This window comes from Demequina iriomotensis (genome assembly GCF_000971395.1).
GTDB lineage: Bacteria > Actinomycetota > Actinomycetes > Actinomycetales > Demequinaceae > Demequina > Demequina iriomotensis.
Genome location: NZ_BBME01000010.1, coordinates 198920 through 220480 on the forward strand (window position 1 = coordinate 198920; position 21561 = coordinate 220480).

Below are 21561 nucleotides of genomic sequence, written 5' to 3' on the forward strand. Positions count from 1 at the left end.
CCGGCGATGTCGAGGCGCGGCTTGGCGCGAGCTTCGGGCGCGGGGGGGGAGGAACACCGCCGCCATGATGATCGCGAGGATGCCGAGCGGGATGTTGATCCACAGGCCCCAGCGCCACCCGATGCCCTCGGTGAACCAGCCGCCGAGCAGCGGCCCGGCGACGGACGACACGGCGAAGGCCGCACCCATGATCCCCATGTACTTGCCGCGCTCGCGCGCCGGCACGATGTCGGCGATGATCGCCTGCGCGAGGATCATGAGGCCGCCGCCGCCGAGGCCCTGGATCGCGCGGGCCGCGATGAGCGCGGGCATGGAACCCGCGAGCCCGCCCACGATCGAGCCGGCGATGAAGATCGAGATGGCGGCGATGAAGAGGTGCTTGCGCCCGATGAGGTCGCCGAGCTTGCCGTAGACGGGGATCATGATCGTCGACGCGAGGATGTACGCCGTGGTCACCCACAGCATGTGGTCCACGCCGTCGAGCTCGCCGACGATGGTCGGCAGCGCGGTCGCGAAGATGGTCTGGCTCAGCGACGCGAGCAGCATCGCCGTCATGAGGCCGATGAACACCGGGATCACGGAGTTCCGCGCGCGGCCGGGAGCCTTCGCGTCGGCGTCGAGGGTGGTCGTCATTCCGAGGGTCCTCCTCAGGGGACTGGGACGCGGCGCGCGCGTCGGTGGGGACTCGGCACGGCGCGTCGGCGCATCGTGCACGTGACGCATCATTGCAGTCTCTGCAAGTTTGCGTCAAGTGCAGTCGGACGCGGGACGATTCGCGGCGCATCGTCCCGGCGTGCTCAGGCCAGGGCGCACTCGGGTCGCGGCGCGCTTAGGCCCCGGCGCGCTCAGGTCGCGCCGGGCCTACCGCCCCTCCCCCGCCCCCTCGCGCTCGTGCGGCTCGAGGTACGCGCTGGAGCCGCCGTCCACCTCGAAGGACTCGGGCACGGCGTCCTCGCTGACCGAGGTCCGCAGGGGCACCTCCTTGACGAAGACCAGCAGCACCAGCGCGAGCAGCGTGAGCGGCACGATGGACAGGAACACCGGCGTGAGCGCGTCGTTGTACGAGCCGATGATGATGTCCTGCGCCGCCTGCGGGAGCGTGCCGACGATCTCGGGGGTGATCGAGTTCGCGCCCTCGACCCCGCCGGCGGCGACGTCGGGCGGGATGCGCTCGGTCAGCAGATCGATGAGGTTGTTGGTGAAGATCGAGCCGACCACCGCGGCGCCCAGCGAGGCGCCGATCTGGCGAAAGAAGTTGTTGGCGGCCGTCGCGGTGCCGACCATCGTGATGGGGAACGTGTTCTGCACGATGAGCACGAGCGTCTGCATCATCATGCCGAGGCCCATCCCGAACACCGCGAGGTAGAGGCACGTGAGCCACAGCCCGTGCTCGGGCGACATGGTCGACAGCAGGAACAGGCCGAGCGTCACGATCGCGGCGCCGAGGATCGGATAGCGCTTGTACCGTCCCGTCCGCGACACCGTGTTGCCCACGATGATCGACGTGGGCAGCATCGCGCCCATCATCGGGATCATGAGCAGTCCCGCCTCCGTGGCCCCCACCTGGCCGACCATCTGGAGGTACGTGGGCATGTACGCGAGCGTGCCGAACATCGCGATACCGATGAGCAGGCCCGCGGCGGTGGTGAGGTTGAAGTTGCGCCGTCCGAACAGCATGAGCGGCATCACGGGCTCCTTCGCGCGCCGCTCGACGAGCACGAAGACGACGCCGGCGACCACCGTCAGCGCGATGAGGCCCAGGATGATCGGGTCCGTCCACTCGTAGTGCCCGCCGCCCCACGACGTGAACAGGACCAGGGACGATGCGGCGATCGCGAGCAGCAGCATGCCCGCCACGTCGAGCGTGGGGCGGCCGCGGTCCTGCGGGTTCGGGTGCAGGAAGAACATCACCGAGCCGATCGCGATCGCACCCAGCGGCACGTTGATCCACAGGCACCACTGCCAGCCGGGCCCGTCCGTGAACCACCCGCCCAGCAAGGGGCCGACCACCGACGAGACCGCGAAGGCCGCGCCCATGAGGCCCATGTACCGCGCGCGTTCGCGCGCCGGCACGATGTCCGCGATGACGGCCTGCGACAGGATCATGAGGCCGCCGCCTCCCAGCCCCTGGATCGCGCGGCCGAGTATGAGCTCCGGCATCGCCGTCGCCAGCGCCCCGACCACTGAGCCGACGATGAACACGGCGATCGCGCCGATGAACAGCGACTTGCGCCCGATGAGGTCGCCGAGCTTGCCGTAGACCGGCATCATCACCGTCGCCGCGAGGATGTACGCGGTGGTCACCCACAGCATGTGGTCCACCCCGTCGAGCTCGCCGACGATGGTCGGCAGCGCCGTCGAGAAGATGGTCTGGTCGAGCGCGGACAGGAGCATGGCGGTCATCAGTCCGACCATGACGAGCAGGATCTCCCTGCGGCTGACCTCATGGGCCTCGGCGGGTGGTGGCGTCATACCTGCCATCTTGCGGCCTCGCAGGACGATGCGCGCGGCGGGGGCCTCGCAGGCGGCGGCTACGAGGCGACGATGCGGCGCACGCGCGCGATCACGTCGGCGATCACGACCTCGATGTGCTCCGCGGCGTCCTCGCGCTCGGCCCACACCCGCCCGGCGACGGGGAACGCGCCCGCGGCCACCGCGACCACCAGCTGCGCCTCGTCGCAAACCTCTGCGGGCGGGAGGTCCGGCCGCTCGGCTGCGATCCGCTGCTCGACCACGCGCGTGAGGGCGTGGCGCTTGCCGGCCATGCGGGCGAGCTGCAGCCCCTGGAGCTCCGGCTCGCGCGCGAACAGGCGCCTGCGCATGAGGTAGACGTCGCGGTCGGGCTCGCTCGCCACGAAGGTCGCGGCGACCAGGTGGAGCAGGTCCTCGACGATGTGCCCGCCCGCCGAGAGGAACACCTCGATGTCGGACTCCGCATAGGGCACGTTGCCCAGACCGAGCAGCGCGCCCTCCTTGGTCCCGAAGTAGTTGAAGTACGTGCGGGGCGAGATGTCGCTCGCCTCGCAGATCATGTCCACCGTCACGTGGTCGACGCCGTGCTCGAGCGCGAGCTCGAGCGAGGCGCGCTCGACCCGACGCGTGCGACGCACGCGGTTGCGCTCGCGCAGGCCGGAGGCGGGGGCGACGGAGGACATGGCTGCATTGTTGCAGTCTCTGCAACTTTGCCGCAAGGACGGGCGCTGCGGCCCCGGCCTCACACCACAAGTCACGGATCTCGGGGCGTGCGTTCCCGCGCCGCAACGGGAAACCGGATCCGAGGCTCTCCAGAGCCGTGACTTGCAGCCGGGGGCGGGCCGGGCAGGCCGGAACGGGGCCGGGTGGGCGGGCCGATGCGGTGCGCACCGCGCCCGGCTCAGCGGCCGCGGAGCTGCCGGATGTCCGGGAGGTCGTCGTCGCGCGCGAGCTCCTCGATGTTGACGTCCTTGAAGGTCACCACGCGGACGTTCTTGACCAGGCGCGCGCTACGGTAGACGTCCCAGACCCAGGCGTCGGTCATGGTCACCTCGAAGTAGATGTCCCCGCCCGAGGCTTTGACCTGAAGATCGACCTTGTTGCACAGATAGAACCGGCGCTCCGTCTCCACGACGTACTGGAACAGTCCCACGACGTCCCGGTACTCGCGGTAGAGGGCGAGCTCGGCTTCGGTCTCGTAGTTCTCGAGGTCTTCGTGGCTCACCGGTCCATTCTGGCGCGGACCGCCGCCGATGCGCCATTCCCGCGCCGGAAGGACGCGGGACCTGGCCTCACGCACGGAAGGGCAGCCGCCACGAGACGCGGTGGAGGGGCGACGGGCCGTGCTCGCGCAGCGCGTCCAGATGCGCCCCGGCGCCGTACCCCTTGTTGCTCTCCCACCCGTACTCGGGGTGCTCGGCGTGCGCAGCGGCCATGAGCGCGTCGCGCTCGACCTTGGCGAGCACGGACGCCGCGGCGATCGAGGCGCACGCGCGGTCCCCCTTGACGACCATGGTGACGGGCGGCGCGGCCCAGTCTTCCGCATCGTCCGCGAAGAGGTCGGCCGGCGGCGGGGTGAGCCAGTCGTGGGTGCCGTCGAGCAGCACCGCGTCGATCGTGACGGGGATCGCGTCGAGCGCACGGCGCGCGGCGAGCCGCAGCGCAGCGACGATGCCGACCTCGTCGATCTCCGCCGACGAGGCGTGGCCCACGGCGCGCGCGACGCCGAACTCGAGCAGCGGTGCGATCAGCGCCTCGCGACGCGCAGCGCTCAGCAGCTTCGAGTCGGTGAGGCCGTCGGGCCACGCGTCGCAGCGGGTCACCACGGAGACGCCGACGGAGACGGGTCCCGCGAGGGCGCCGCGCCCGACTTCGTCGATGCCGGCGACGGCGGCGAGGCCTGCGTCCCACAGCGCGGCCTCGTGCGTGAGCGAGACCGTCATGTCAGCCGTCGGTCGACGGGGCGTCGTCGCCCCACGGGTTCCCGACGCCACCGAAGCGGTCGAAGGGCCACACGACCGCGAAGGTGGTGCCGACGATGTTGTCCATGGGGACCGTGCCGCCGCCCGGGTCGCCCATGTGGGCCCGCGAGTCGGCGCTGTCGTCACGGTTGTCGCCCATGACCCAGATGTAGTCCTCGGGGACCTCGACGCGGAACTCCTTGCCGCACGCGTGCGAGCCCTCGGCGATGTACTGCTCGTCGAGCGCCTCGCCGTTGACGGTCACCTGGCCGTCGGGGTCGGTGCACTCGACCACGTCGCCGGGCAGCCCGATGACGCGCTTGACAAGGTGCTCGCCCGCGTCCTCAGGCAGCAGCCCGGTCCACGTGAGCACGTCCTTGGCGGCGCGGTGCAGCCCGGACTCGTCCTCGGCCGGGTAGCCGAGCCAGTGCGCCGGGTCCTTGAAGACCACCACGTCCCCGCGACGCAGCGCGAGGGGGTCCGGCCGCCACTTGGTGACGAGGATGCGGTCGCCCTTGATGAGCGTCGGCTCCATCGACTCCGAGGGGATGTAGAAGGACTGGAAGAAGAAGGTCTTGATCACCAGCGACAGCACGAGCGCGCTGACGATGACGAGGACGATCTCCTTGGCCCAGCCCCACGCACGACGACCGGCGGAGGGAGGACCCTCCGCCGGTGCGTCTGCGCTGGTGGCGATCTTAGTTCTCGCGCTTCTCGCGGATGCGAGCGGCCTTGCCGCGGAGGCCGCGGAGGTAATACAGCTTCGCGCGGCGCACGTCACCGCGGCGCTCGACCTCGATCTTCTCGATCGTGGGCGCGTGCACCGGGAAGAGGCGCTCGACGCCGACGCCGAACGAGATCTTGCGGACGGTGAAGGTCTCGCCGATGCCCTGGCCGGCGCGTGCGATCACGACGCCCTGGAACACCTGGATACGGGAGCGGTTGCCCTCGATGACCTTGACGTGGACCTTCACGGTGTCACCGGCGCGGAACGCCGGGATGTCGTCGCGGAGCTGGCCCGCGACCACGTTGTCAAGCTTCTGCATGACTGTCTCTCCTCGCACATGCCACAGGTCACACGCGGTATCCGCCTTGCGGCGATCGGTAACGGATGGAGCGTCGCGTCGCGAGCCGCACCCCCTGTGGCAGGTGGTGACTCCGCGCGCACCGAGGATCTATTCTGCCACACCGTGCCCGGACGATGCGAGGGGCCGGCGGACCCGGCGCGTCACGCGGCGCCGTCCTCCGTGGGCGGGAGCAGGTCGGGGCGTCGCTCACGGGTGCGCGCGAGCTGCTGCTCGTGCCGCCACGCCGCGATGTTCGCATGATGCCCGCTCAGCAGGATGTCCGGGACGTCCAGCCCCCGCCACGACGCGGGCCGCGTGTAGGACGGGTACTCGAGCAGGCCGTCGGCGTGCGACTCCTCGACGATGGACTGCGCGTTGCCCATGAAGCCGGGGATGAGGCGCGTGATGGCCTCGATCATCGCCACGGCGGCGACCTCTCCCCCGTTGAGGACGTAGTCGCCGAGGCTCACCTCGACCACGCGGTAGCCGTCCTGGGCGTAGTGCTCCGCGACGCGCGCGTCGATGCCCTCGTAGCGCCCGCACGCGAAGACCAGCTGGGGCGCGTGCGACAGCTCGGCGGCGAGCGCCTGCGTGAACGGGACGCCGGCGGGCGACGGGATGACCAGCACGCCCGTGGGACGCAGCACGTCGTCGAGGGCCTTGCCCCACACATCGGCCTTCATCACCATGCCCGCGCCGCCACCGAAGGGCGCATCGTCCACCGTCCGATGCACGTCGGCGGTGCCGTCCGCCTTGAACGCCGCATAGTCGCGGAGATCGTGCACATGGGTCTCGACCAGCTCCGCCTGCCGCGCCTTGCCCAGGAGCGACACGTCGAGCACGCCGAAGAACTCCGGGAAGATCGTCACGACGTCGATGCGCATCCTCATGCCGACGTCTCCCCCGTGACCTCGGGCTCCTCGCCCGCGAGCAGCCCGTACGGCGGCGTCACCACCACGCGGCCCGCGTCGATGTCGACCTCGGGCACGAACTCCTCGACGAACGGGATCATCGCCCGATGCCCGCCCGGCTGCTTGACCACCAGGAGGTCCTGCGCGGGCATCGTCACCAGGTCGACCACCTCGCCCACCGCGGCGCCGTCGGGACGCACGGCCGCGAGCCCGACCAGCTGATGGACGTACCATGCGTCCTCCTCGTCGGACTCCTCGCCGTCGATCGTGAGCTCGACGCCGCGCGCGGCCTCGGCCGCATCGCGGTCCGCGATCTCCGCGAACTGCACGTACCAGCGGTTCGCCTGGACCCGCACCCGGGCGACCGTCAACGGGCCGGCCGCGGCGGGCTCCGTGTCGAACACCTCCCCGGGGACGAGCCTGTCCTCGGGGATGTCCGTGCGCAGCTCGACGGACACCTCCCCCTTGAGCCCGTGGGCGCGGCCGATGCGGGCGACGGTCAATCTCATGACACCAGCGTACTTTCACCCCGGGAGGCGCCCGCGCGCACGCTAGCGTGGAGCCGACACACGGCAGGTGGGAGCAGCATGAGCGAGACCGCGCGACGCCCCGCGGGCGTCACCTTCGTTGTCATCCTCACCTGGGTGGCCGCCATCACGGACCTCGTCACGGGCGCGGCCTTCGTGTGGCTCAGCCTCAACCTCGAGGGCGTCGACATCGCGCTGACCGAGTCCGAGCTGCGGGGCTACGGCTTCGCGCTGCTCGCGACCGGCCTGCTCGCGGCCGCCTTCGCGCTCGGCCTCGCCGCGGGCTCGCAGCTCTCGCGCGTCCTGGTGATGCTGCTCATGGCCGGCCGGATCGCCGCCGCGATCTACGCGTCGAGCGTGCTGGGCGACCTGGTCCGCTGGCAGGCGCTGGGCCAGGGGGTCGGATCGGCGCTCGTCATCGCGGCGCTCGCGACGCCGAGCGCGTTCGCCTACTTCCGGTCATCCTAGGAGCAGGCGCGATGATGCGCGCCGCTGCGAAGGAGGACCGCCATGTCCAGCGCCCGTCCCGGCTCCGTCACCCTGGTCTCCGTCATCGCGTGGCTCACCGCCGCCCTGGACGCGCTCGTGGGCGCGGGGATGCTGTGGCTGTACTACCACCCCGAGGACGCGACCGGCATCGATGACGTCGAGGGCCTGTGGTGGCTGGGGCTCATGATGCTCGCGCTCGGCGTGTTCACGGCGGCGGTCGCGGCCGGCCTGTGGATGGGGTCCCAGGGTGCCCGGGTCATCGTGATCCTGGTGATGGCGGCCAAGGTCGCGGCCGCGGTCTACGAGCTCGCCCAGGTGGGCGGCTCGACGGCGTGGCACGCGCTCGTGAACATCGTGGTCGCCGTCGCGATCGTCGGGCTGCTGCTCACGCGGCGGGCGGCCGCATTCTTCAAGGGCCTGCAGGCCGCCTGACCGCCGCCCCCGAACGCAGAACGCCCCCACCCGGATCGGGTGAGGGCGTCCTGATGCATGGGGCCTGAGTCAGGCGACGTCCACGATGTTGACGCGGACGTCGTCCCTCGCGACGGCCTCGACGACCGTCCGGATCGCCGTCGCGGTGCGACCGCGGCGACCGATGACCCGGGGGAGGTCGTCGGGGTGCACCACCACGTTGAGAGTGGTGCCGCGACGCCCGGAGCGCTCGGTCACGCGGACGTCGTCCGGGTTGCGGACGATGCTGCGGACCAGGAACTCGAGAGCGTCGACGACCATCGTCAGTTCTCCTCCGCGGCGGGGGCCTCGGCGGCCTCCTCGGTGGTCTCCTCGGCAGCGGCGGCGGCAGCCTCCTCAGCCTTGGCGGCCTCCTTCTTCGCGGCGGCGTCGGCCTTGGCCTTCTCGGCGGCGTCGGCGTGAGCCTTGATCGCGTCGGCGGCGTCGGTCTTCGCGGCGGCACCCTTGACGGTGCTCTTCGCGTCCTTGTCACCCTTGAAGGTGCCCCAGTCGCCGGTGAGCTTGAGCAGCGCGGTGACCTGCTCGGTGGGCTGCGCGCCCACGGAGAGCCAGTACTGCGCGCGCTCCGAGTCGATCTCGATGACCGAGGGCTCCTCGGTGGGGTGGTACTTGCCGATCTCCTCGATCGCACGGCCGTCGCGCTTGGTGCGCGAGTCCATGACGACGACGCGGTAGAACGGGGCGCGCTTCTTGCCGAAGCGCTTGAGGCGGATCTTCACAGCCATGGCTGTCTCCTTCTGAATTCGGTGTGAGCCGGTGCGCTCGCCGCGGGGAAACACGGGTCGCGCACTGACAAGACGAATCGGCGTGCACGGGTAGAGGGCCGCGCTCGCCAGCGACCCATTGTGCCAGAACGCTCGGCGCACGGCCAAACTCGCGCGCGTCACCTCACGCTCGGCCACCCCGGGCTCGTCTGGGCATCGTACGTGCCGTCGTACCGACCGCCGGCGATGAGGAGCACCTCGAGCCCGCGCTCGAGCGCTCCCGGGACGATGCGCGGCCCGCCGCCGGCGATCGCGGTCGCCCAGGCGTCGCATTCCGTGAGGTCGGTGCCCGCGACCGAGACCTGCATGTAATGGCGCGCCACCTCCCCGGTGGTCGGGTCCCAGATGTGGTCGACCACCTGGGCTCCGCCCGAGGTCGCGAGCGCGGTGAAGGCGCCGCCGAGCTCGACCACGTCGACCACCGGGGTGCCCGTCGGGTCCCCCGTCACCCGCGGGTCCGCGATCCCGATGCGCCGCAGCCGGCCGCCGGTCGCGAGGATGTCGCCCGAGGCGCCGACCATCCAGCCGCTCGCTCGCGCGCCGCGCAGGTGGCGGCTCGCCCGCGCGACGGCCCAGCCCTTGACCAGCCCGGTGGGGTCGAGGACGCCGTCGTCGCGGCGGGCGTCGAACCCGCCGCCCGTCGCCTCCCGGTACCACTCGCAGGCCTCGAGCACCTCGCGCAGCTCCCGCGGGGCCTCGTCGAGGGCGATGTCCCCTCGCAGGTGCGCGCTCAGGTAGGAGTCGTCGCGCCAGAGCGAGAACACCTCGTCGGCCCACACGAGGTCCGCATGGAACGCGGCGATCGCGGGCTCGGCGGCCTCGGGATCCGCGTCGTCGAGCTCGACGACGAACGGCATGGCCATCGCGTGGACGGTGACCCGGTAGGTCCCCGTCACAGGCCCGCCTGCCCGAAGGCGCCCCGCAGCGACTCGATGAACGCCGGCGAGGTGAACGACGCGCCGCTCACCGCGGCGACGTCCCACGTCTGCGCGGCGAGGACCTCGTCCCGCAGGATCGGGATGGCCTTCGCGTTGATCTGGACCGACTGCGCGTCCTGCGTGCCCGCGACCACGGCCTGCACGTCCGTGACGGTGCCGCCCTCGACCGTGATCCGCGCCTGGTACTGCCCGCGCGGGTTGGTCACCACGGGGCCGTCGAAGGTCTGCGTGGCGGGCTCGACGGGCGTGACCACGGGGTCCGGCTCGGCGGTCTCGACGGGCGTCGCCGTCCGGGACGGCTGCGGCGTCGCGGCGTCGTCGCTCTCGTCCTCGTCGCGCTCCCCGCCCTTGTCGTCGTCGGTGTCGTCCTCAGCCTCGTCGTCGCTCGGCACGGCCGACGGGCTCGCGGCAGCCGTGGCGGTCGGCGTGGGGCTCGCCGACGGCGTGGCCGAGGCCTCGGGAGTGGACGGCGCGACCAGGTCCAGCGTGGGCAGCTCCTTCGGGGACACCGCCCAGCCGGCGCCCACGATCGCGGCGCACCCGCCCGCGACGACCACGGCCCGCGATGCACGCATGGGCTATCCCGCCGCCTGGTCGAGCGCGCCGTCGACCGACTCGAGGAAGCCCGGCGACGTGAACGATGCGCCGGAGACGGCCTCGACGTCCGCGCTCTGCGCCGCGACCACCTTGTCCGCGAGCTCGGGGATCGCGCGCGCGTTGATGTCGAGCGACTGCGGGTCCTGCGTGCCGGCCTGGATCGCGGCCACCGCGGTGATCGCGCCGTCCACGATGGTGACCTGCGCCTGGAAGACGCCCTTCTCGTTCGTGACCGCCGGACCGTCGTACGTGCCGTCCGCGTAGCTCGTCGCCGCGACGTCCCCGCCCGCGGTCTCGGCCTCGGCATCGCCGCCGCAGCCGGCGAGCAGCGTGCTCGCCGCTCCGGCGAAGGCCAGCGCGCCCACGGTCCTCGTCATCGTCATCGTCGTCATCCCGTCTCCCTCAGAACTCGAATCGCTCGCGGTGGATCGCCGCGGCTGGCACGCCTGCCGCCCGCGCCTCGGCCTCCACCGCATCGGCCCACGCCACGGGACCGCAGATGTACACGTCGCGCTCCGCGACGTCGGCGACCAGGGCCGCCAGGCTCTCCTGCGCGGCCGTGCCCCAGCCCGGACCGCGCGGCCCCTCGACCAGCACCAGGTCGGCGCCCCGCTCGGCGGCGAGCCGTTCGACCTCGTCGAGCAGCGGAGCCTCGGTCCGCGAGCGCACCCGCAGGATCACGGTGCACGGGCCCTCGACCTCCTCCAGCAGCGCACGGACCGGCGTGACGCCGATGCCCGAGGCGAGCAGCACCGTGCCGGGCGCGGTGCGCGCGACGGAGCTGAAGACGCCGAGCGGGCCCTCGACCAGCACGCGCGTCCCGACGCGGACGTCGCGCAGCCGGGCGGACGCGTCCCCGGACGGCTTCACCGTGATGCGCAGCGAGCCGGGGTGCGGGGCGCGCGACAGCGACCACGGGTGCGCCTGCGCCCACCGCTCGCGGTCGAGGAAGCGCCACAGGAGGAACTGGCCCGGACGCGCGCCCAGCCGCTCGAGGTCGCTTCCGGTCATGACCACGCTGGTGGAGCCGTCGGCGAGCGCCTCGACCGCGGAGACGCGCAGGCCGTGCCGGCGCAGCAGCACCAGCGGGCGGACGATGCGGAACACCAGGAAGGAGCCCACCGCACCGACCCACAGGATCAGCCAGAACCACCACGCGGCACCCGCGCCGCGGAACGTCGAGCCCTCGAGGAACTGATGCGGCACCACCGCCGCGATCGCGATGTAGACCAGCAGGTGGACGGCGTGCCAGCGCTCGTAGCGCCACCGCGACCGCACGGCCACCAGCGAGGTCGCCACCACGATGGTGAAGAGCGCGAGCCCCGCCTGCGCGGCGACCATGAACCATCCGAGGTCCCAGAACGCGACGGTCTGCGCGAGGATCGACCGCCCGTCGTACTGCGCCGAGACCACGAGGATCAGCGCGACGTGCACGAGCATGAGGATGAACGCGACCTTGCCGATGCGCGCGTGGACCGCGGCCGCGCGATCGTGCCCGAAGGCCCGCTCGACGAACGGGGCGCGCGAGATCAGCGTGATCTGCGCGAGCACCAGCACCGCGGCGACGATGCCGACGGCGCGGCCGAGCGCGTACCCGTAGTCGCGCGGCGCCGTGGCGAGCAGCCCGCCGCCGGCGACCATGAACGCGACACCCACGGCCGCGATCAGGTAGATCGAGGCCTCGAGCCCGTCGCGCCACCATCCGCGCGCGCGGGTGCGGCGCGCGTACGCCTCGAGCGTGCTCACGTGGCCTCCGGGAGGTCGGGGACGGGGGGACCTGCGACGCGCGCGACTCGGGAGGCTCCCGGGTCGCGCATGTGCATCGTACGTGCTGGGGGCCCGGCCTCGGCCACGCGATACCTGAGGATTCCCTGAGAGTTGGGGCACCACCGCGGTCCCTATCGTTCACGGCGCGCGCTACCAGGAGAACTCCTCGAGGTGCCGCCTCTCCTCGGGCACCCCGGCGCGCGCCGCATCGTCCATCACGGCCTCGATCCAGGGCGCCGGCCCGCACGCGAAGACGTCCGCGCGGGAGAGCGCGGGCACCAGGTCGGCGAGCGTGACGGGCGTGGCCGCGGGCGACCACCCGCCGCCCCGCGCCCCGGTGAGCACGTGGAGGTCCGCGCCCCGCTGCGCCGCCAGCTCGCGGAGCTCGTCGAGGTGCGGGATCTCGGCCTCGGTGCGCGCACGCACGATCACGGTGCACTCCCCCGGCCGGATGTCCGCGTCCTCGAGGAGGGCGAGGATCGGCGTGACGCCCACGCCGGCGCCCACGAGCACCAGACGCTCGCCCGTGCGCTGATCGTCCGTGAAGACGCCGAGCGGTCCCTCGAGCATGACGCGCGTGCCGGGCCTGAGTCCGCGGAGCGCCGCGGAGCCGTCGCCCAAAGGCTTCACGGTGATCCGCATCCAGCCGTCGCGCACGGTCCGCGAGGTCGAGTACGGGTGCGCCTGGCCCCACATGTCCCGCTGGAGGAAGCGGAACAGGAAGAACTGCCCGCCCCTGGCGCCGAGCGCCGTGAGACGCCGCCCGTGCATCGCGATCACGGTCGAGCCGTCCGCGAGCGTCCCCACCGCCGCGACCCGGACGCCGTGACGCCAGAACCGTGCCAGCGGCCGGACCACCCGGAACGCGAGCAGCCCGCCCACGGCCACGGTCCACAGCACCACCCAGTACCACCACGCGACGCCCATGGACATGAAGGTCTCGCCGTCGGTGAGCTGGTGCGGGATCGACAGCCCGATCGCGAGGTAGCTGAACACATGGACGGCGTGCCACGACTCGTAGCGCCACCGGCGCCGCACGATCGCGTAGGACGTCACCACCACCGCGACCAGCACCAGGAAGCCCACGCTCGCCATGAACATCGGGCCGCCCCAGCCGATCGCGAAGTCCCAGGCCTGCGCGAGCAGCCCCGTCTGCGTCGGCATCGCGTACCCGGCCACCAGCAGGACGATGTGGACGAGGATGACGATGAAGCAGAGCCTGCCCAGCTGCCCGTGAAGGTGGGCCGCACGGTCGTGACCGATCGCACGCTCGACCAGCGGGATCCGGGCGATGAGGATGAGCTGCGCCATGATCATCGTCGACGCGGCGATCCCGGCCACGCGCCCGAGCGTCACCAGGAGGCCGGACAGCGACGTGACGTCGACCGAGCCCGAGGCGAGCATGAACGCGACCCCGAGGACGCCCACCAGCCACGCGGCGGCCTCGAGGACGTCCCGGCGACGGCCGTGGCGAGCGCCGCGGGTGCGGCGTGTCGCGAGCCGCGCGTCCCGCGCCGGCGGACGGGCGGACGATGCCGGGCGACGGGGGGCGACCGCGGTCATGCCAGGCCCGCCTGCTCCATCGCGCTGTAGACGGCCTCCTCGACGGCCTCCGACGTGTAGCTCGCGCCGGACACGTAGCCGACGTTGACGTCCTGGGCCTCGAGGATCGCGTCCTCGAGCACGGGCATCGCGTAGTCGTTGATCTGCTGCGAGTGGTGATCGGCCTCGCCCGACTGGAGCCAGTCGATCGCGGTGATCTGCCCGTCCTCGACCGTGATCTCGGCCTGGAAGGTGCCGTAGCGCGAGCTCACGGCCTCACCGTCGTAGGTACCCGCGGTCGCCTGGTCCGAGGCGGCGGTCGCCTCGGGCGTGGCGGTCTCCGACGATGCGGTGGTCTCGGAGGGCGCGGGCGTCGCCGTGTCGGTGGCGGCGGCGTCGGTCGAGGCGCTCGAAGTCTCGCTCGCCGCCGCGGCATCCGCGGTGGACGTGGTGGCCGCGTCGGGGCTGAGGAGGCCCGAGCCCAGGACCGCGCCCGTGGACAGCAGCGTGGCCGAGATGCCCGTGACGATGATGCCGGAGGAGCGCTTCATGGTCCCCATGTCACCAGCGGACCCTGGGAGGGGTCCGCGCGCATGCTCGGAGTTCGCTGGGAACGCCTCAGACGACGGCGCCGCGCAGGACGATGTGGCGCGGGGTGGCGAGCGCGCCGATGTCCGCGCGCGGGTCCTCGCCGTAGACCACGAGGTCGGCGGGCGCGCCCTCCTCGAGACCGGGAGCCCGCAGGAACTCGCGCGCGCGCCACGACGCCATCGCGACCACGTCGGCGGCGGGGATGCCGGCCGCCACCAGGTGGGCCGCCTCGGCCGGGAGCGCGCCGTGGCCGATGGTCCCGCCCGCGTCGGTGCCGATGAGCAGCGGCACGCCGGCCTCGTGGAGCGCGAGGGCATGCGCGAAGCGGCGCTCGTGCATCGGCCGCATGCGCGCTGCGTAGGCGGGGAAGCGGGCCTCGCCCTGCGCGGCGTAGCCCTCGAAGTTCGCCACCTGGAGCAGCGTCGGCACCACGGGGACAGCGCGCCGCGCGGCCTCCGCCATGTGCTCCGCGGTCATGCCGGTGCCGTGCTCGATGCAGTCGATCCCGCCGTCGAGGAGCGCGTCGATGGACTCGGTCGCGAACGCGTGGGCGGTCACCCGCGCGCCCGCCTCGTGCGCCGCGGCGATGCCCTCGGCCAGGACGTCGGCGGGCCACAGCGGCGTGAGGTCGCCCACCTCGCGGTCGATCCAGTCCGCGATGATCTTCACCCAGCCGTCGCCCGCGCGCGCCTCCTCCGCCATGACGCGGGGAAGGTCGGCGACCTCGATCTCGCGCGCGTAGTGACGCAGGTAGCGCATGGGCCGCGCGATGAAGCGGCCCGCGCGGATCAGCCGCGGCGCCGTCGGCAGGGCGTCGATGAAGCGCGTGTCCGTGGGCGAGCCCGCGTCGCGGATGAGGAGGGTGCCGGCGTCGCGGTCGACCAACGCCTGCTTGAGGGCGAGCTCGGGGTCCACTGCTCCCCCGCTGTCGAGACCCACGTGGCAGTGGACGTCGACGAGCCCGGGCACCACGGTCCCGTCGAGCGTGCGCTTGGGCGCCTCTGACGGCGCGGCGTACGTGATCCTGCCGTCCACCACCCAGGCCTGCTCCCGCACGTCGTCGTCGCCGACGACCACGGGGCCCGTGAGGTGGAGGACCACGTCAGCGACCGAGGTACTTCGACAGGTCCGCGCTCAGCGCATCGCGGTCGACGTCCTGCGGCGCCTGCTGGCCCAGCCCGAACGCGGAGCCCTGGGACGGCGCCTGCGCCGGCCGTCCCGCGCGCGCGTCGGCCTCCTGCTGGGCGCGCTTGGCCGGGTTGCCGGACTTGCCCTTGACCTTGCGCTGGGGCGCCTGCTTGCCCTTCGACTTCTTGCCGCCGGGCAGCCCGCCGAACGCGCCGGGCGCACCGCCTGCACCGGGCATGCCGGGCATGCCCGGCATCCCGCCGCCGCGCGACATCGCGCGCATCATCTGCTGCGCCTGCTCGAACCGCTTGACCAGCGAGTTGACGTCCGAGACCTGCATGCCGGAGCCCGCCGCGATGCGCGAGCGTCGCGAGCCGTTCAGGATCTTCGGGTTGTCGCGCTCCGCAGGCGTCATCGACTGGATGATCGCCTCGGTGCGCACCAGCTCCCGCTCGTCGAAGTTCTCGATCTGGTCGCGGATCTGACCCATGCCCGGGAGCATCGTCAGCATCTTCTTCATCGAGCCCATGTTCTTGAGCTGCTGCATCTGGCTGAGGAAGTCCGCCAGGGTGAAGTCCTCGCCCTGGGTGACCTTCTGCGCCATGCGCTCGGCCTCGGCCTGATCGAACGTGCGCTCGGCCTGCTCGATCAGCGTGAGGATGTCGCCCATGTCGAGGATGCGCGACGCCATGCGGTCGGGGTGGAACACCTCGAAGTCGTCGAGCTTCTCGCCCGTGGACGCGAACATGATGGGCCGGCCCGTGACCTCGGCGACCGACAGCGCGGCACCGCCGCGGGCGTCGCCGTCGAGCTTGGTGAGGACCACGCCCGTGAAGTCGACGCCCTCCTGGAAGGCGGTCGCGGTCGCGACGGCGTCCTGACCGATCATCGCGTCGATGACGAAGAGGACCTCGTCGGGCTCGACGGCCTTGCGGATGTCGGACGCCTGGCGCATCAGCTCCTGGTCGATGCCCAGGCGGCCGGCGGTGTCGACGATGACGACGCTGTGCTGGCGCTGCTCGGCCTCCTTGAGGCCCTTCTTCGCCACCTTGACCGGGTTGCCGCGAGGGCGCTCGTCCTCGCGCGTCACGCCGGCCTCGGGCGCGAATACCGGGACTCCCGCGCGCTCGCCGACCACCTTGAGCTGCGTCACGGCGTTCGGGCGCTGCAGATCCGCGGCGACCAGCAGCGGGGTGTGGCCCTGGCCCTTGAGGTGGTGCGCGAGCTTGCCGGCGAGCGTGGTCTTTCCGGCGCCCTGGAGGCCCGCGAGCATGATGACCGTCGGGCCGTGCTTCGCGAATCGCAGCGCGCGGGTCTCGCCGCCGAGGATCGCGATGAGCTCCTCGTTGACGATCTTGACGACCTGCTGGCCGGGGTTGAGCGCTCCCGAGACCTCGGCGCCGAGCGCACGCTCGCGGATGTTGGCGGTGAAGGTGCGGACCACGGGCACCGCGACATCGGCGTCGAGCAGCGCGCGACGGATCTCGCGGATGGTGCCGTCGATGTCCGCCTCGGTCAGGCGGCCCTTGCCCCGCAGGTTGCGGAACGTCTCTGTCAGGCGATCGGAGAGGTTGGCGAACACGGATATCCCTTCACAACGTGCCCACCAGACTACCGTCCCCCGGAGGCGCCCCCGGAGGCCAGGGCGTCACGCGCGCGCGCCGTCAGGGTGTCGACCAGCTGGGCCCGCCACGCCGTCCACACCTTGGGCCCGGCCGCCTTCGCGTCCGCCTCGGTGAGCGCGCGCAGGACCTCGAGGAGGTCCTCGCGGTGCTCGACCGCGTCGAGCAGCGCGGCGACCGTCTCGGGGGCGTCGGGGTCGCGCGTGGTGGCCAGGCCCGCGAGCGTGAGGTGCTCGCGCACCAGCAGCTCGAGGTCATGCGCCGTCGCGTCCGAGAGCCCCAACCGCTCCGCGATGGCGGGGATCAGCGCCGCGCCGTCCACGGAGTGGTCCGAGGCGCCCGGCCGCTTGCCGATGTCGTGCAGCAGCGCCGCGAGATGGAGCAGGTCCGACCGCTGCGCGCCGCGGCGGTGCTTCGCCGCGAGCGTCACCGCCTCGAGCATGTGGCGGTCGACCGTGTAGACGTGGATCGGGCTGCGCTGCGGCCGGTTGCGCACGCCGTCCCACTGCGGGATCCAGCGCACGACGGCGCCGTGCAGGTCGAGCGCCTCCCACACCGGGACCAGGTGCGCGCTCGACCGCAGCAGGTCGCGCAGGTGCAGGCGCGCCTCCTCGGGCCACGGCACGGGCAGGTCAGGGCAGCGCGCGAGCGACTCGAGCAGCGTCGGCGTGAACGTGAGGCCGGTCGACGCGGCGGTGGCCGCGGCGCGCAGGGGCAGCAGCGCATCGTCCTCCGCCCGGTGGCCCGGCGCGAGGGCGAGCTCGCCGTCGACGTCGATGAGGCCCTCGGCAACCTTGACGTGGCGCGGCGCCGCCGCGCGCCGCCGCGCGAGGAAGGCGCGGGAGCCGACGCCGGACCGCTCGAGCGAGCGCCGCGCGCCGCGCTCCGTGGTGTCGAGCGCGAAGGCGACCGTGCGTCCCGCCTCGGCGAGGGCCGCCAGCAGGTCGTCCGGGTCGTCGTAGCCGAGCCGCGCTCCCACCTCGGCGGCGACATGGCGGCCGAGCACCGCCACGTTGCGCCCGGTCTCGAGCTGGAGCGCGTCGCGCACGTCGAGGAGCAGGTCGCCCGCCTCGTCGACGGCGCCGTGCGGCCGGTCGGTGAGCCACGTCGCGGACAGGGCCGTGAGGCTCACGTAGTCGCGAAGTCCGCCGCGGGCCTCCTTGAGGTGCGGCTCGATGAGGTACGCGAGCTCGCCGTGGCGCTCGGCGCGGGCGCGCGAGGCGGCGAGCAGGTCGGGCAGCCGCTTGCGCGCGGCTGCCCGCCAATCCTGGTAGATATGCGTGCGGGCCTGCAGCAGCAGGTGCTCGTCGCCCGCGATGAGGTGGAGGTCGAGCAGGCCCGCGGCGGCGGCGAGATCCTTCGAGGCGACCTGGCGGCACTCGGTGAGGGTGCGCGTCGAGTAGTCGAGCTCGAGGCCCGCGTCCCAGATCGGGTACCACAGGCGTTGCGCGAGCTCGGCGACCTCCTCCTTCGTGTGGGTCGATCCGTCGTGCAGGATCACCAGGTCGAGGTCGGAGGCGGGGCCGGCGTCGCCGCGGCCCACGGATCCGACCGCGCCGAACGCGATCCCCTCTCGCATCCCGGCCGAGTGCTCGTCCCAGTGCTCCTTGAGGTGAGCGAAGACCATGTCGCTCATGGACTGGCGCCGCTCGCGACCGCTGAGCGCGCTCGCCGCGAGCATCTCGCCGTGCTCTCTCCTCAGACGCTTGAGGTCCCGCACCCCTCGGGGGTGCGGGACCTCAGCGCGGGAGCCGTCGTGGCTGCCCATGCGTGATGCGGTGTCCCTTAGAGGGCGTCCGCGCCGTGCTCGCCGGTACGGACCCGGGCCACGTCGTCGACGGGGACGACCCAGACCTTGCCGTCACCGATCTTGCCGGTCTGCGCGGCCGAGACGATCGCCTCGGTCACGGTCGCGGCGTCGGCGTCGTCCACGAGGACCTCGAGGCGCGTCTTCGGCACCAGGTCGACCGTGTACTCGGCGCCGCGGTAGACCTCGGTGTGGCCCTTCTGGCGGCCGTAACCGGCAGCCTCGGAGACCGTGACGCCCTTGACGCCCGCGGCCTCGAGAGCCGCACGGACCTCGTCGACGCGGTGGGGCTGGATGATCGCGGTGACCAGCTTCATGGTTACTTCGCCTCCTCGTAAGCCGTCTCGCCGTGCTCGGCGAGGTCGATACCCGACACCTCGACATCCTCGCTGACGCGCAGGCCAAGCGTGTACTTGATCAGCAGGCCGAGGATGAGGGTCATGATCGCCGAGTAGACGATGACGATCGCCGCGGCGGCCGCCTGGACACCGAGGAGCGTGATGCCACCACCGTAGAACAGACCGGCGTCACCGTTGATGGTGCCCGAGGCGACGAGGCCGATGGCCAGCGTGCCCCAGAGACCCGAGACGAGGTGGACGCCCACGACGTCGAGCGAGTCGTCGTAGCCCAGCTTGTACTTGAGGCCCACCGCGAGAGCGGAGAGGACACCGGCGAAGAAGCCGATGACGATCGCGCCCCACGTGTCGACCGAGGCGCACGACGGGGTGATCGCGACCAGACCGGCGACCACACCGGAGGCGGCACCGAGCGAGGTGGCCTTGCCGTCGCGGAACTTCTCCGTGACCAGCCAGCCGAGCATCGCGACCGCGGTCGCGGTGGTGGTGTTGACCCACGCGAGGGCGGCGTAGCCGTCGGCGGCGAAGGCCGAACCGGCGTTGAAGCCGAACCAGCCGAACCACAGGAGCGCGGCGCCGAGCATGACGAACGGCAGGTTGTGCGGACGCATCGGCTCCTTGCCGAAGCCCTTGCGGACGCCGAGCAGGAGCGCGAGCACCAGACCGGCCACACCGGCGTTGATGTGGACGACGGTACCGCCCGCGAAGTCGTACGGTCCGGGGAGGTCCGCGAAGAGCGGGCCGCCGCCGCCGAGGAGGGCGTCGAAGCCCTCGCCCGCGGTGCCGGTGCCCCACACCCAGTGCGAGACGGGCGAGTAGACCAGGACCACCCAGAGGAACGCGAAGAGCAGCCAGGAGCCGAACTTCATGCGGTCCGCGACCGAGCCCGAGATCAGCGCGACGGTGATGATCGCGAAGGTCGCACCGAAGCCGGCGGCGATGACCGAGTCGGGGTCCTCCGCGTAGTTGTTCAGGACGTCGACCATGCCGAGGTTCGACAGGGGGTCGCCGAACAGGTTGCTGACGGTGTCGCCCGCCGAGATCGAGTACCCGAAGAGCACCCAGGCGAGCATGCCGACGCCGAGGGCACCGAAGCTCATCATCATCATGTTGAGGACCGACTTGCTTCGCGACATGCCGCCGTAGAAGAACGCCAGGGCAGGCGTCATCAGGAGCACGAGCGAGGCAGAAGTCAGGAGCCAGGCGATGTTGCCGCTATCCATTCTGCTTCTCCTTTTCGCTAGCCCGTCGGCTAGTCGTCAAGAAGACTCGCGCACTCCTGTTTCCCCTGAACGACCCTTGTGTTTCGTAATGGTTACAAGGTCCTTGCGCAGGTAAAAGATGCGTTGCGCAGACGTACGAATCGGAACGCCTCGAGGTTCCCGGACGTCCGCGGGCGGCCCGGCCCCTGGTACGAGCTACTCCCCCAGGAGCGAGTCGACGAAGCCTGCGGGGTCGAACGGCGCCAGGTCGTCCGCGCCCTCGCCGAGCCCGACGAACTTGACGGGCACCCCCAGCTCGCGCTGCACCGCGAGGACGATGCCGCCCTTGGCGGTGCCGTCGAGCTTGGTGAGGACGATGCCCGTCAGGGGCGCCACCTGGCCGAACACGCGCGCCTGGGTGAGGCCGTTCTGTCCCGTGGTGGCGTCGAGCACGAGCAGCACCTCGGAGGGCGGGCTCACCTTCGACACGACGCGCACGATCTTCCCGAGCTCGTCCATGAGGCCCTGCTTGTTCTGGAGGCGACCTGCGGTGTCGACCAGGAGCACCTCGGCCTGCTCGGCGCGCGCGCGGTCCGCGGCCTCGAACGCCACCGAGGCCGGGTCCGCGCCGTCGACGTGCGAACGCACCACGGGGACGCCCACGCGTGTGCCCCACGTCTCGAGCTGGTCGGCCGCCGCGGCACGGAACGTGTCGGCGGCGCCGAGCACCACGGTCCGGTCCTCCGCGACCAGCACGCGCGCGAGCTTGCCGACGGTGGTGGTCTTGCCCACGCCGTTGACGCCGACGACGATCGCGGAGTGCAGCGCCCCGTCGCCCGCCGCGCCGAGCCTGAGCGACCGGTCGAGCCCCGGGTCGACCACGTCGAGCAGCGCGGCGCGCAGCAGCGCGCGCGGATCCGCCTGGGGATCGGCCCTGAGGCGCGCCTTCAGATCGGCCATGAGCTCGTCCGTCGCCGCCGCGCCCACATCGGCGAGAAGGAGCGTCTCCTCGAGCTCGTCCCAGTCGTCCTGCGACAGGCTGCCGCGCCGGAAGATCGCGAGCAGGGACTGCCCGAGGCCGGCACCGACGCGCCCGCGCAGGCGGCCGAAGCGGTGGTCGACGGCCTCCGGGGTCTCGACCGCGGACTCGGGCTCCGTCGCGACCGGCGCCTCGGCGGGGGCCGCCGCCGGGGCGACCGCCGCATCGTCCTCGCGCGGGGGCGCCTCGCGAGGCGGCGCCTTCCGCGTCCTGCCGAGCAGGGCGGCACCCGCGCCGCCGAGCACCACGAGCCCCGCGACCACGGTCACGAGGAGGTCGCTGTCACCTGGGATCCATGAGACGTCCACGG

At 72.2% G+C, this 21561-nt stretch carries 25 protein-coding genes and 1 pseudogene; 3 read left to right on the forward strand and 23 right to left on the reverse strand.

The annotated features are described in order from the left end of the window. A pseudogene (locus AOM09_RS15510) lies at positions 1-531 on the reverse strand (MFS transporter); the annotation flags it as partial. On the opposite strand from AOM09_RS15510, the gene AOM09_RS15615 reads away from it, so the two are divergent. Further along, positions 422-718: a hypothetical protein gene (locus AOM09_RS15615; protein WP_267127874.1), complete on the forward strand. Its 297-nt coding sequence runs from the start codon at positions 422-424 to the stop codon at positions 716-718. The pseudogene AOM09_RS15510 and the gene AOM09_RS15615 sit on opposite strands and share 110 nt — an antisense overlap. A gap of 143 nt (positions 719-861) precedes the next feature. Here the strand turns inward: AOM09_RS15615 and AOM09_RS04420 are convergent, their stop codons facing one another. From AOM09_RS04420 to rimM, 8 genes are all read right to left on the reverse strand, one after another. After that, positions 862-2472, reverse strand: coding sequence for an MDR family MFS transporter (locus AOM09_RS04420; protein WP_082098832.1), 1611 nt, complete (start codon positions 2470-2472; stop codon positions 862-864). 59 nt (positions 2473-2531) lie between these two features. Next, entirely contained in the window at positions 2532-3155 is a 624-nt protein-coding gene (locus AOM09_RS04425; protein ID WP_062384938.1) for a TetR/AcrR family transcriptional regulator, read from the reverse strand. A gap of 218 nt (positions 3156-3373) precedes the next feature. Continuing rightward, positions 3374-3697, reverse strand: a complete 324-nt coding sequence (locus AOM09_RS04430; protein WP_062309872.1) for a DUF2469 domain-containing protein — start codon at positions 3695-3697, stop codon at positions 3374-3376. Positions 3698-3764: 67 nt separating this feature from the next. Next, positions 3765-4415 carry a ribonuclease HII gene (gene rnhB / locus AOM09_RS04435; protein WP_062384939.1) on the reverse strand — a complete coding sequence of 217 codons (651 nt, stop codon included), beginning with the start codon at positions 4413-4415 and terminating at the stop codon, positions 3765-3767. 1 nt (position 4416) lies between these two features. Beyond that, entirely contained in the window at positions 4417-5028 is a 612-nt protein-coding gene (gene lepB / locus AOM09_RS04440) for a signal peptidase I (RefSeq protein WP_062384941.1), read from the reverse strand. Between the two features lie 103 nt (positions 5029-5131). Then, positions 5132-5479 (reverse strand): 50S ribosomal protein L19, encoded by a 348-nt coding sequence (gene rplS / locus AOM09_RS04445; RefSeq protein ID WP_062384943.1) that lies wholly within the window; start codon positions 5477-5479, stop codon positions 5132-5134. A gap of 182 nt (positions 5480-5661) precedes the next feature. After that, on the reverse strand, positions 5662-6384 hold the full coding sequence (gene trmD / locus AOM09_RS04450) for a tRNA (guanosine(37)-N1)-methyltransferase TrmD (protein WP_062384945.1): 723 nt from the start codon (positions 6382-6384) through the stop codon (positions 5662-5664). A gap of 2 nt (positions 6385-6386) precedes the next feature. Beyond that, positions 6387-6920, reverse strand: coding sequence for a ribosome maturation factor RimM (gene rimM / locus AOM09_RS04455; RefSeq protein WP_062384947.1), 534 nt, complete (start codon positions 6918-6920; stop codon positions 6387-6389). A gap of 78 nt (positions 6921-6998) precedes the next feature. Between rimM and AOM09_RS04460 the strand changes: the two genes are divergently transcribed. Next, positions 6999-7406 carry a hypothetical protein gene (locus AOM09_RS04460; RefSeq protein WP_062384949.1) on the forward strand — a complete coding sequence of 136 codons (408 nt, stop codon included), beginning with the start codon at positions 6999-7001 and terminating at the stop codon, positions 7404-7406. A gap of 42 nt (positions 7407-7448) precedes the next feature. After that, complete coding sequence (locus AOM09_RS04465; protein WP_062384951.1) at positions 7449-7859, forward strand: hypothetical protein; 411 nt, start codon at positions 7449-7451, stop codon at positions 7857-7859. A gap of 69 nt (positions 7860-7928) precedes the next feature. On the opposite strand, the gene AOM09_RS04470 is transcribed toward AOM09_RS04465, so the two are convergent. The 14 genes from AOM09_RS04470 to ftsY all read right to left on the reverse strand — a co-directional run bounded on the left by AOM09_RS04470 (position 7929) and on the right by ftsY (position 21559). Continuing rightward, entirely contained in the window at positions 7929-8159 is a 231-nt protein-coding gene (locus AOM09_RS04470; RefSeq protein WP_062301210.1) for a KH domain-containing protein, read from the reverse strand. Between the two features lie 2 nt (positions 8160-8161). Further along, a complete protein-coding gene (rpsP, locus tag AOM09_RS04475; protein ID WP_062384953.1) occupies positions 8162-8623 on the reverse strand; it encodes a 30S ribosomal protein S16 in 462 nt (153 codons plus the stop codon). A gap of 158 nt (positions 8624-8781) precedes the next feature. Continuing rightward, positions 8782-9558 carry an FAD:protein FMN transferase gene (locus AOM09_RS04480; RefSeq protein WP_062384955.1) on the reverse strand — a complete coding sequence of 259 codons (777 nt, stop codon included), beginning with the start codon at positions 9556-9558 and terminating at the stop codon, positions 8782-8784. Next, on the reverse strand, positions 9555-10175 hold the full coding sequence (locus tag AOM09_RS04485; protein ID WP_062384957.1) for an FMN-binding protein: 621 nt from the start codon (positions 10173-10175) through the stop codon (positions 9555-9557). The genes AOM09_RS04480 and AOM09_RS04485 overlap by 4 nt, the downstream gene beginning before the upstream one ends. Before the next feature lie 3 nt (positions 10176-10178). Then, complete coding sequence (locus AOM09_RS04490) at positions 10179-10589, reverse strand: FMN-binding protein (protein ID WP_062384958.1); 411 nt, start codon at positions 10587-10589, stop codon at positions 10179-10181. A 10-nt stretch (positions 10590-10599) separates the two neighbouring features. Next, a complete protein-coding gene (locus AOM09_RS04495; RefSeq protein WP_062384960.1) occupies positions 10600-11943 on the reverse strand; it encodes a ferredoxin reductase family protein in 1344 nt (447 codons plus the stop codon). Positions 11944-12114: 171 nt separating this feature from the next. Continuing rightward, entirely contained in the window at positions 12115-13527 is a 1413-nt protein-coding gene (locus AOM09_RS04500; protein WP_062384962.1) for a ferredoxin reductase family protein, read from the reverse strand. Continuing rightward, complete coding sequence (locus tag AOM09_RS04505; RefSeq protein ID WP_062384964.1) at positions 13524-14066, reverse strand: FMN-binding protein; 543 nt, start codon at positions 14064-14066, stop codon at positions 13524-13526. Before AOM09_RS04505 ends, AOM09_RS04500 begins: the two co-directional genes overlap by 4 nt. Positions 14067-14124: 58 nt before the next feature. Beyond that, positions 14125-15198 (reverse strand): amidohydrolase family protein, encoded by a 1074-nt coding sequence (locus tag AOM09_RS04510; RefSeq protein WP_062384966.1) that lies wholly within the window; start codon positions 15196-15198, stop codon positions 14125-14127. A gap of 1 nt (position 15199) precedes the next feature. Further along, a complete protein-coding gene (gene ffh / locus AOM09_RS04515; RefSeq protein WP_062384970.1) occupies positions 15200-16807 on the reverse strand; it encodes a signal recognition particle protein in 1608 nt (535 codons plus the stop codon). 29 nt (positions 16808-16836) lie between these two features. Further along, positions 16837-18615: a [protein-PII] uridylyltransferase family protein gene (locus tag AOM09_RS04520; RefSeq protein WP_062384972.1), complete on the reverse strand. Its 1779-nt coding sequence runs from the start codon at positions 18613-18615 to the stop codon at positions 16837-16839. A 17-nt stretch (positions 18616-18632) separates the two neighbouring features. After that, on the reverse strand, positions 18633-18971 hold the full coding sequence (locus AOM09_RS04525; RefSeq protein WP_042215355.1) for a P-II family nitrogen regulator: 339 nt from the start codon (positions 18969-18971) through the stop codon (positions 18633-18635). Positions 18972-18973: 2 nt separating this feature from the next. Beyond that, positions 18974-20233, reverse strand: coding sequence for an ammonium transporter (locus AOM09_RS04530; protein ID WP_062384974.1), 1260 nt, complete (start codon positions 20231-20233; stop codon positions 18974-18976). A 195-nt stretch (positions 20234-20428) separates the two neighbouring features. Continuing rightward, positions 20429-21559, reverse strand: a complete 1131-nt coding sequence (gene ftsY / locus AOM09_RS04535; protein WP_228375058.1) for a signal recognition particle-docking protein FtsY — start codon at positions 21557-21559, stop codon at positions 20429-20431. Positions 21560-21561: the final 2 nt, after the last annotated feature.

Excerpts from the sequence above, each read along its gene's own strand:
- AOM09_RS15615 (WP_267127874.1), top strand. The coding sequence starts at position 422 with ATGATCGTCGACGCGAGGATGTACGCCGTGGTCACCCACAGCATGTGG.
- AOM09_RS04420 (WP_082098832.1), bottom strand. The coding sequence starts at position 2,472 with ATGACGCCACCACCCGCCGAGGCCCATGAGGTCAGCCGCAGGGAGATC.
- AOM09_RS04425 (WP_062384938.1), bottom strand. The coding sequence starts at position 3,155 with ATGTCCTCCGTCGCCCCCGCCTCCGGCCTGCGCGAGCGCAACCGCGTG.
- rnhB (WP_062384939.1), bottom strand. The coding sequence starts at position 4,415 with ATGACGGTCTCGCTCACGCACGAGGCCGCGCTGTGGGACGCAGGCCTC.
- rplS (WP_062384943.1), bottom strand. The coding sequence starts at position 5,479 with ATGCAGAAGCTTGACAACGTGGTCGCGGGCCAGCTCCGCGACGACATC.
- trmD (WP_062384945.1), bottom strand. The coding sequence starts at position 6,384 with ATGCGCATCGACGTCGTGACGATCTTCCCGGAGTTCTTCGGCGTGCTC.
- rimM (WP_062384947.1), bottom strand. The coding sequence starts at position 6,920 with ATGAGATTGACCGTCGCCCGCATCGGCCGCGCCCACGGGCTCAAGGGG.
- AOM09_RS04460 (WP_062384949.1), top strand. The coding sequence starts at position 6,999 with ATGAGCGAGACCGCGCGACGCCCCGCGGGCGTCACCTTCGTTGTCATC.
- AOM09_RS04465 (WP_062384951.1), top strand. The coding sequence starts at position 7,449 with ATGTCCAGCGCCCGTCCCGGCTCCGTCACCCTGGTCTCCGTCATCGCG.
- AOM09_RS04470 (WP_062301210.1), bottom strand. The coding sequence starts at position 8,159 with ATGGTCGTCGACGCTCTCGAGTTCCTGGTCCGCAGCATCGTCCGCAAC.
- rpsP (WP_062384953.1), bottom strand. The coding sequence starts at position 8,623 with ATGGCTGTGAAGATCCGCCTCAAGCGCTTCGGCAAGAAGCGCGCCCCG.
- AOM09_RS04485 (WP_062384957.1), bottom strand. The coding sequence starts at position 10,175 with ATGCGTGCATCGCGGGCCGTGGTCGTCGCGGGCGGGTGCGCCGCGATC.
- AOM09_RS04490 (WP_062384958.1), bottom strand. The coding sequence starts at position 10,589 with ATGACGACGATGACGATGACGAGGACCGTGGGCGCGCTGGCCTTCGCC.
- AOM09_RS04500 (WP_062384962.1), bottom strand. The coding sequence starts at position 13,527 with ATGACCGCGGTCGCCCCCCGTCGCCCGGCATCGTCCGCCCGTCCGCCG.
- AOM09_RS04505 (WP_062384964.1), bottom strand. The coding sequence starts at position 14,066 with ATGGGGACCATGAAGCGCTCCTCCGGCATCATCGTCACGGGCATCTCG.
- AOM09_RS04520 (WP_062384972.1), bottom strand. The coding sequence starts at position 18,615 with ATGGGCAGCCACGACGGCTCCCGCGCTGAGGTCCCGCACCCCCGAGGG.
- AOM09_RS04525 (WP_042215355.1), bottom strand. The coding sequence starts at position 18,971 with ATGAAGCTGGTCACCGCGATCATCCAGCCCCACCGCGTCGACGAGGTC.
- AOM09_RS04530 (WP_062384974.1), bottom strand. The coding sequence starts at position 20,233 with ATGGATAGCGGCAACATCGCCTGGCTCCTGACTTCTGCCTCGCTCGTG.